The sequence below is a fragment of the Streptomyces sp. NPDC088730 genome (assembly GCF_044751215.1).
Classification (GTDB): domain Bacteria; phylum Actinomycetota; class Actinomycetes; order Streptomycetales; family Streptomycetaceae; genus Streptomyces.
This window is the reverse complement of record NZ_JBIVLK010000001.1, coordinates 1,523,161-1,529,758: the sequence shown is the minus strand read 5'-3', so window position 1 is coordinate 1,529,758 and position 6,598 is coordinate 1,523,161. Positions and strand designations below refer to the sequence as shown.

The 6,598-nt window shown below is 68.6% G+C and carries 8 protein-coding genes; 3 read left to right on the top strand and 5 right to left on the bottom strand.

Going from position 1 to position 6,598, the window contains the following annotated elements; genetic code table 11:
• Positions 1-364: 364 nt before the first annotated feature.
• Positions 365-1,006, bottom strand: coding sequence for a DNA-3-methyladenine glycosylase (locus ACIP89_RS06910; protein WP_401925941.1), 642 nt, complete (start codon positions 1,004-1,006; stop codon positions 365-367).
• 73 nt (positions 1,007-1,079) lie between these two features.
• On the opposite strand from ACIP89_RS06910, the gene ACIP89_RS06905 reads away from it, so the two are divergent.
• The 3 genes from ACIP89_RS06905 to ACIP89_RS06895 all read left to right on the top strand — a co-directional run bounded on the left by ACIP89_RS06905 (position 1,080) and on the right by ACIP89_RS06895 (position 3,113).
• Positions 1,080-1,862, top strand: coding sequence for a sporulation protein (locus tag ACIP89_RS06905; RefSeq protein ID WP_401923633.1), 783 nt, complete (start codon positions 1,080-1,082; stop codon positions 1,860-1,862).
• Between the two features lie 58 nt (positions 1,863-1,920).
• Positions 1,921-2,451 carry a YbhB/YbcL family Raf kinase inhibitor-like protein gene (locus tag ACIP89_RS06900; protein ID WP_402113425.1) on the top strand — a complete coding sequence of 177 codons (531 nt, stop codon included), beginning with the start codon at positions 1,921-1,923 and terminating at the stop codon, positions 2,449-2,451.
• Between the two features lie 155 nt (positions 2,452-2,606).
• The gene (locus ACIP89_RS06895) at positions 2,607-3,113 is read left to right on the top strand and encodes an HNH endonuclease (RefSeq protein WP_024490345.1); all 507 of its coding nucleotides are present in this window, start codon (positions 2,607-2,609) and stop codon (positions 3,111-3,113) included.
• Positions 3,114-3,173: 60 nt separating this feature from the next.
• On the opposite strand, the gene ACIP89_RS06890 is transcribed toward ACIP89_RS06895, so the two are convergent.
• The 4 genes from ACIP89_RS06890 to ACIP89_RS06875 all read right to left on the bottom strand — a co-directional run bounded on the left by ACIP89_RS06890 (position 3,174) and on the right by ACIP89_RS06875 (position 6,426).
• Positions 3,174-3,941, bottom strand: coding sequence for a sulfite exporter TauE/SafE family protein (locus ACIP89_RS06890; protein ID WP_401923629.1), 768 nt, complete (start codon positions 3,939-3,941; stop codon positions 3,174-3,176).
• A 62-nt stretch (positions 3,942-4,003) separates the two neighbouring features.
• Positions 4,004-4,942 (bottom strand): SPFH domain-containing protein, encoded by a 939-nt coding sequence (locus tag ACIP89_RS06885; protein WP_371773992.1) that lies wholly within the window; start codon positions 4,940-4,942, stop codon positions 4,004-4,006.
• 156 nt (positions 4,943-5,098) lie between these two features.
• The gene (locus ACIP89_RS06880; RefSeq protein WP_402113422.1) at positions 5,099-5,530 is read right to left on the bottom strand and encodes an NfeD family protein; all 432 of its coding nucleotides are present in this window, start codon (positions 5,528-5,530) and stop codon (positions 5,099-5,101) included.
• A gap of 98 nt (positions 5,531-5,628) precedes the next feature.
• A complete protein-coding gene (locus tag ACIP89_RS06875) occupies positions 5,629-6,426 on the bottom strand; it encodes an ABC transporter ATP-binding protein (RefSeq protein WP_401923625.1) in 798 nt (265 codons plus the stop codon).
• Positions 6,427-6,598: the final 172 nt, after the last annotated feature.

Below are 6,598 nucleotides of genomic sequence, written 5' to 3'. Positions count from 1 at the left end.
TTCCTTTGTACTCACCGCAGAACATTTTCTGCGACTTTCCTCCGGGCGCTTCCCTTCGGTCTTGCGTTTCCGACTCTATCAGACTCTTTCGTGTCTGATTCCCGGTCGAAGCGGGATTGCTTTCCAGGAATTCGCTTTCGCGCTTTCCCTTTCGGCGTGTTCACTACTTTAGCCGATTCCCCCGGTGACTCATAATCGAGTCAATGGACCGGATTTCGGCATGCCGAAATCCGCACCCGCCGGGGTGAGTCGTAGGTAGTGGTTGGCCGCTTCGAGTTGCCCGGCATCAGGTCCGATGGACCAAACCGTTCGCTGTACCCGTGTCAAGCGGCTCGGACTACATTAGGCGCCCCGGATGGGCGAGTCAAGTTGACCTGCGGCGTGGTGCGTGTGCCCGGTACGGGCTCACGGTGGGATCGCCGTCGACCCAGAAGCGCCACGGGTGGGTGGCTCCGTCACCGCCCACTCCGGTGCGCGGACCGTTGCGTACCTGGTCGCGCGGTGGCGGGGTGCCGTGCAGTACCGAGAGGACGGCGCCCGGGTGGGCGATGGCGTCGGTGCCGTCGAGCGCACGGTCGATGTCCAGCGCGGTCGCGAGCCGGGCCGGCCCTTTGGCCAGTTCTCGGTCGTTGCGGGCCGAGAGTCGACGTTTACGGGTGAGCTCTGCGCCTGTGAGGACGGCACCCGCCCTCAGCAGCACACCGCTCGCCATGCCCTCCGGGCCGCACACCAGGTTGAGGCAGTGCCACATCCCGTAGGTGAAGTAGACGTACGCGTGGCCGGGAGGCCCGTACATCACGCCGTTGCGCGCGGTCCGGCCCCGGAAGGCGTGCGAACCGGGGTCGATCTCCCCCGCGTACGCCTCCACCTCGGTGAGACGCAGCTCGATGGGGCCTTCCGGCGTACTGCGGACCAGCGTCCGGCCCAGCAGATCCGGCGCCACGTCCAGCACGGGGCGGTCGAAGAAATCCCGCGTCAGCGGCGAACGTTCCTGGCCCTCGATCATGAAGTCCGAGGCTACCGGGAACCGGCTACGGTCATGGCGCGTATGTACGGGTCAGGACCTAGGAGGAGAAAACATGGGCTTCAAGCGGCTGCTCGCGAGCATGGGTGCCGGCGGCGCCTCGGTGGAGACGGAGCTGACCGAGCTCAACGTCGTACCGGGTGGGGTCGTCCAGGGCGAGGTGCGGGTCCAGGGCGGCTCCGTGGACCAGCAGATCGAGGGGCTCTCCGTCGGGCTGCAGGCCCGGGTCGAGGTCGAGGGCCAGGAGCAGGAGACCAAGCAGGACATCGAGTTCACCAAGCTGCGGCTCGGGGGCGCCTTCGAGGTCAGGGCGGGCGCGGTGCACGTCGTGCCGTTCGGGCTCGAAATCCCCTGGGAGACGCCGATCACGATGTTCGCGGGCCAGCACCTGCACGGCATGAACATCGGCGTGACCACGGAGCTGGAGATCGCACGGGCGCTGGACTCCGGGGACCTGGACCCCGTCAACGTGCACCCGCTGCCGGCGCAGCAGGCCATCCTGGACGCCTTCGGGCAGCTGGGCTTCGGCTTCCGCAGTGCCGACATGGAGCGCGGCCACATCCGCGGTACGCGTCAGCGGCTGCCCTTCTACCAGGAGATCGAGTTCTTCCCGCCGTCGCAGTACCGGGGGCTCAACCAGGTCGAGCTGACGTTCGTCGCGGACGACCGCGAGATGGACGTCGTGCTGGAGATGGACAAGAAGCCGGGACTCTTCAGTGAGGGCAGCGACTCCTACCGTGCCTTCAAGGTGGGTCTGAACGACTACCAGGGGACCGACTGGGCCGCTTATCTGAACCAGTGGCTCGCCCAGGTCGGCGGTCAGCGCAACTGGCTCTAGGGTCGGTGGGGAGACCTGCCGATACCGGAACCGGAACCGCTACAGGAGAGGTGCTGACGTGACCCAGCCGAAGAGGGCGCCGCTGCCGCACGACTTCCATCCCGAGGTCCCCTCGTTCACCGTGGTGAGCGAGGACCTCGCACCGGGAGCCGTGCTCGCTGACGCACAGGTGCAGGCGGCGGGGAACACCTCGCCGCAGCTGCGGTGGGAGGGGTTCCCGGCGGAGACGAAGAGTTTCGCCGTGACGTGCTTCGACCCGGACGCTCCGACCGGCAGCGGGTTCTGGCACTGGGTGCTTTTCGACATCCCCGCGTCCGTCACGGAGCTGCCGGCCGGTGCGGGCGGCGGGAGGTTCGACGGGCTGCCCGAGGGCGCCGTGCACGTTCGCAACGACTACGGGTCGAAGGACTTCGGCGGCGCGGCGCCGCCGCCAGGCGAGAACCACCGGTACGTGTTCACCGTGTACGCGGTGGACAGCGAGAAGCTCGGGCCGGACAGCGACGCGTCGCCCGCTGTGGTCGGTTTCAATCTGCGCTTCCACACGCTGGGCCGCGCCCAGCTGATCGGTGAGTACGCCGAGCCCGCCTGAAGCCCGCGAAGTCGATAGATCCCCCCTGTTTGCCCTGCCCTGGTCCTGGAGAGATCAGGGCAGGGCACTTTTTATTGCGTTGTCCATTGCGGCCTGCCCGGCCAGAGTTGATCCGGGCCTGCCAGGTGGTGGGCGGCACACGGGAGGTGGGCGGGATGCGGGACACGCTGGTGCTGAATGCGAGCTTCGAGCCGCTGTCGACGGTGACGCTGAATCGCGCGGTGGTGCTGATCCTCCAGGACAAGGCCGTCGTCGAGCAGTCCCATCCCGGCCTCCGCATGCGCGGTGCCGCCGTGGATATTCCGGTGCCCCGGGTGATCAGGCTCTGCCGGTACGTGCGGGTGCCGTTCCGAAGACACGCCCCGTGGTCCAGAAGGGGTGTGCTCATCCGGGACCAGCACCGGTGCGCGTACTGCGGGCGGCGGGCGAGCACCGTCGACCACGTGGTGCCGCGCGCCCAGGGGGGCCAGGACACCTGGCTGAACACGGTGGCCTCCTGCGCGGAGGACAACCACCGCAAGGCGGCCCGTACACCGGAGCAGGCGGGGATGCCGCTGTTGCGGCAGCCGTTCGTGCCGTCCCCCGCGGATGCGATGCTGCTGGCGCTGGGGGCCGGTGACCGGTCGGCGCTGCCGGAGTGGCTGGCGCAGTCCGCGGCGTAGCGGGTCTACGCCGGGTGCGGTAGCCGGGCCCGTCCCCGTACGGAGACGGGCTGCCGCGGATCAGCGGAGCAGCAGCTGGACGATGGCGGCCGTTCCGACCGTGACGATGAGGGCGCGCAGGACGACGGGGCTCAGCCGGCGGCCGACCTTGGCGCCGATCTGGCCGCCGAGCGCGGAGCCGACCGCGATCAGCACGACGGCCGTCCAGTCGAAGTCCGCGACGAAGAGGAAGAACAGCGCGGCGATGCTGTTGACGACGGCGGCCAGGACGTTCTTCACGGCGTTGAGACGCTGCATGGTGTCGTCGAGCAGCATGCCCATCAGGGAGAGGTAGATGATCCCCTGGGCGGCGGTGAAGTAGCCGCCGTAGACGCTGGCGAGCATCAGGCCGATGAAGAGCAGCGGGCCGCCGTCGGGGCGGGCCTGGACGCCGGTGTGTTCGCGGCGGCGCTGGACGGCTTTGCTGATGCGTGGTTGCAGGATGACCAGGACGAGGGCCATGGCGACCAGGATCGGGACGATGGTCTCGAAGGCCGTGGACGGCAGCGCCAGCAGCAGGGTGGCGCCGGTCAGACCGCCGATGAGCGCGCCCACGGCGAGCTTGAGAACGCGTGGGCGCTGCCCTTCGAGCTCCTTGCGGTAGCCGATCGCGCCGCTGATGGAGCCGGGGATCAGACCGAGTGCGTTGGAGACCGTGGCGGTGACCGGGGGCAGGCCGGTGGCGAGGAGCACCGGGAAGGTGATCAGCGTTCCCGAACCGACGATCGTGTTGATCGTGCCCGCGCTGATGCCCGCGGCGAAGACCGCGAGCATCTCCCAGATGGTCATCCCGGATCCCCCGTGGCTGATCGGTGCTTGGTGCCCTGATCATGCCCGAGTGGGTGTACACGTCAGTCGACGGGGGGCTGCTCCCGGCGCTCCTTGCCGGAGTCGCCGGTGTTGAAGCCGGGCATACCGGTACCGAGGTTGCCGAAGGCGCCGCTGAGGCCCTTGAGGGCGTCGCCGATCTCGCTGGGCACGATCCAGAGCTTGTTGGCGTCGCCCTCGGCGATCTTGGGGAGCATCTGGAGGTACTGGTACGAGAGGAGCTTCTGGTCCGGGTCGCCTGCGTGGATCGCCTCGAAGACCGTACGGACGGCCTGCGCCTCGCCCTCCGCGCGCAGGGCGGCCGCCTTGGCCTCACCTTCGGCGCGCAGGATCGCGGACTGCTTCTCGCCCTCGGCGGTGAGGATCGCGGACTGCCGCGTTCCCTCGGCCTGGAGGATCGCGGCGCGCTTGTCACGGTCGGCGCGCATCTGCTTCTCCATCGAGTCCTGGATGGAGGTGGGCGGCTCGATCGCCTTCAGCTCGACGCGGTTGACGCGGATGCCCCACTTGCCGGTCGCCTCGTCGAGGACTCCGCGCAGGGCTGCGTTGATCTCCTCGCGGGAGGTCAGCGTCCGCTCCAGGTCCATGCCACCGATGATGTTCCGGAGCGTGGTGACGGTGAGCTGCTCGATCGCCTGGATGTAGCTGGCGACCTCGTACGTCGCCGCACGGGCGTCGGTCACCTGGTAGTAGATGACCGTGTCGATGTTGACGACCAGGTTGTCCTGGGTGATCACCGGCTGCGGCGGGAAGGGGACGACCTGTTCGCGGAGGTCGATCCGGTTGCGGATCGAGTCGATGAACGGGACGACGATGTTCAGGCCTGCGTTGAGGGTGCGGGTGTACCGGCCGAATCGCTCCACGATCGCGGCGCTGGCCTGTGGGATGACCTGGATCGTCTTGATCAGAGCGATGAAGACGAGCACCACCAGAATAATCAGGACGATGATGATCGGTTGCATCGTTTCCTCGTGCCCTTCGGTTGCCGACGGATCGCGATGATCGAGGTCGAGATCGTGTGAGGGGCCGTGGGTCAGGTCGGTTGTCCTGCCGGTCCGGTTCTCATGATGATCGACATCGAGTCTGACAGAACGGGCTCTGCCGTGTGGGGTGTTCGGTCACATGACGACGGCTGTGGCCCCGTCGATGTCGACGACATCGACCTGTTGGCCGGGGTCGAAGCTCAGTTCCGCGTCCAGTGCGCGGGCCGACCAGATCTCCCCGGCCAGCTTGATGCGACCGCCCTCGCCGGTGACCCGTTCCAGGACGACGGCCTGGCGGCCCCTCAACGCGTCGATGCCGGTGGCCAGATGGGGCCGGTCGGATCGGTGCCGGTTGGCGATCGGCCGGACCACGGCGATCAGCGCCACCGAGACCAGGACGAAGACCAGTACCTGGGCCACGATTCCGCCGCCGAGAGCCGCGACCACCGCCGCGGCGACCGCTCCGACGGCGAACATGCCGAACTCGGGCATCGCGGTCAGGACGAGCGGGATGCCCAGTCCCACCGCGCCGATCAGCCACCACACCCATGCGTCGATGATGTCCACCCGGCCATCGTATGACCGGGAGCACCTCCGCCGACAGGGCGCAAGCGGGCGGGTACGCCCCCGCAGGGTCCGTCAAGTGCCGGGCTGGGCCCGGCGCCTCAGCCGAGCGGCAGGCCGCGGGCGGTGTAGCGGTCGCCCTGGTGCTCGACGACGAGCGGCAGGCCGAAGCAGAGGGAGAGGTTGCGGGAGCTGAGCTCGGTCTCCATGGGCCCGGCGGCGAGCACCTTGCCCTGGCGGATCATCAGGACGTGGGTGAATCCGGGGGCGATCTCCTCGACATGGTGGGTGACCATGATCATGGAGGGGGCGTACGGGTCACGGGCCAGCCGGCCGAGGCGGCGGACCAGGTCCTCGCGTCCGCCGAGGTCGAGACCGGCGGCGGGCTCGTCGAGGAGCAGCAGTTCGGGGTCGGTCATCATGGCGCGGGCGATCAGCGTGCGCTTGCGCTCGCCCTCGGAGAGGGTGCCGAACTTCCGGTCCAGGTAGTCGGTCATGCCGAGCCGGTCGAGGAAGGCTCGGGCGCGGTCCTCGTCGACCTTGTCGTAGTTCTCGTTCCAGGTGGCGGTCATTCCGTAGGCGGCGGTGAGCACCGTCTGCAGGACCGTCTGCCGCTTGGGCAGCTTCTCCGCCATGGCGACGCCCGCGATCCCGATGCGGGGGCGCAGGTCGAAGACGTCGGTTCCGACGCCGCCGAGCCGCTCGCCGAGGACCGTGGCGCTGCCCCTGCTCGGGAAGAGGTAGCTGGACGCGACGTTGAGGAGGGTGGTCTTGCCGGCGCCGTTGGGGCCGAGGATGACCCAGCGCTCCCCCTCCTTGACCGACCAGGAGACGTCTTCCACCAGAGCGCGTCCGTCGCGGACCACGGATACGTCCACCAGCTCCAGTACATCGCTCATGAGCGCGTTGTCTCCCCATGCAGTTTCGTGATCGTCGCGTGCCTGTGGGCACAGCTCCCAGGGAAAACCTACGCCACCGCGGGAGAGCTCCGGGCGCTGGGCCCGTCGTCGCGCGGTCCCCGGCCCGTCCCCGCACCGGGTCCGGGCGGGGTGAGACAGGGGCCGGGTCCGT

Bases quoted from the DNA above. Each gene is read 5' to 3' on its own strand.
- ACIP89_RS06890 (WP_401923629.1), bottom strand. From the start codon at position 3,941: ATGACCATCTGGGAGATGCTCGCGGTCTTCGCCGCGGGCATCAGCGCG.
- ACIP89_RS06875 (WP_401923625.1), bottom strand. From the start codon at position 6,426: ATGAGCGATGTACTGGAGCTGGTGGACGTATCCGTGGTCCGCGACGGA.
- ACIP89_RS06905 (WP_401923633.1), top strand. From the start codon at position 1,080: ATGGGCTTCAAGCGGCTGCTCGCGAGCATGGGTGCCGGCGGCGCCTCG.
- ACIP89_RS06885 (WP_371773992.1), bottom strand. From the start codon at position 4,942: ATGCAACCGATCATCATCGTCCTGATTATTCTGGTGGTGCTCGTCTTC.
- ACIP89_RS06910 (WP_401925941.1), bottom strand. From the start codon at position 1,006: ATGATCGAGGGCCAGGAACGTTCGCCGCTGACGCGGGATTTCTTCGAC.
- ACIP89_RS06895 (WP_024490345.1), top strand. From the start codon at position 2,607: ATGCGGGACACGCTGGTGCTGAATGCGAGCTTCGAGCCGCTGTCGACG.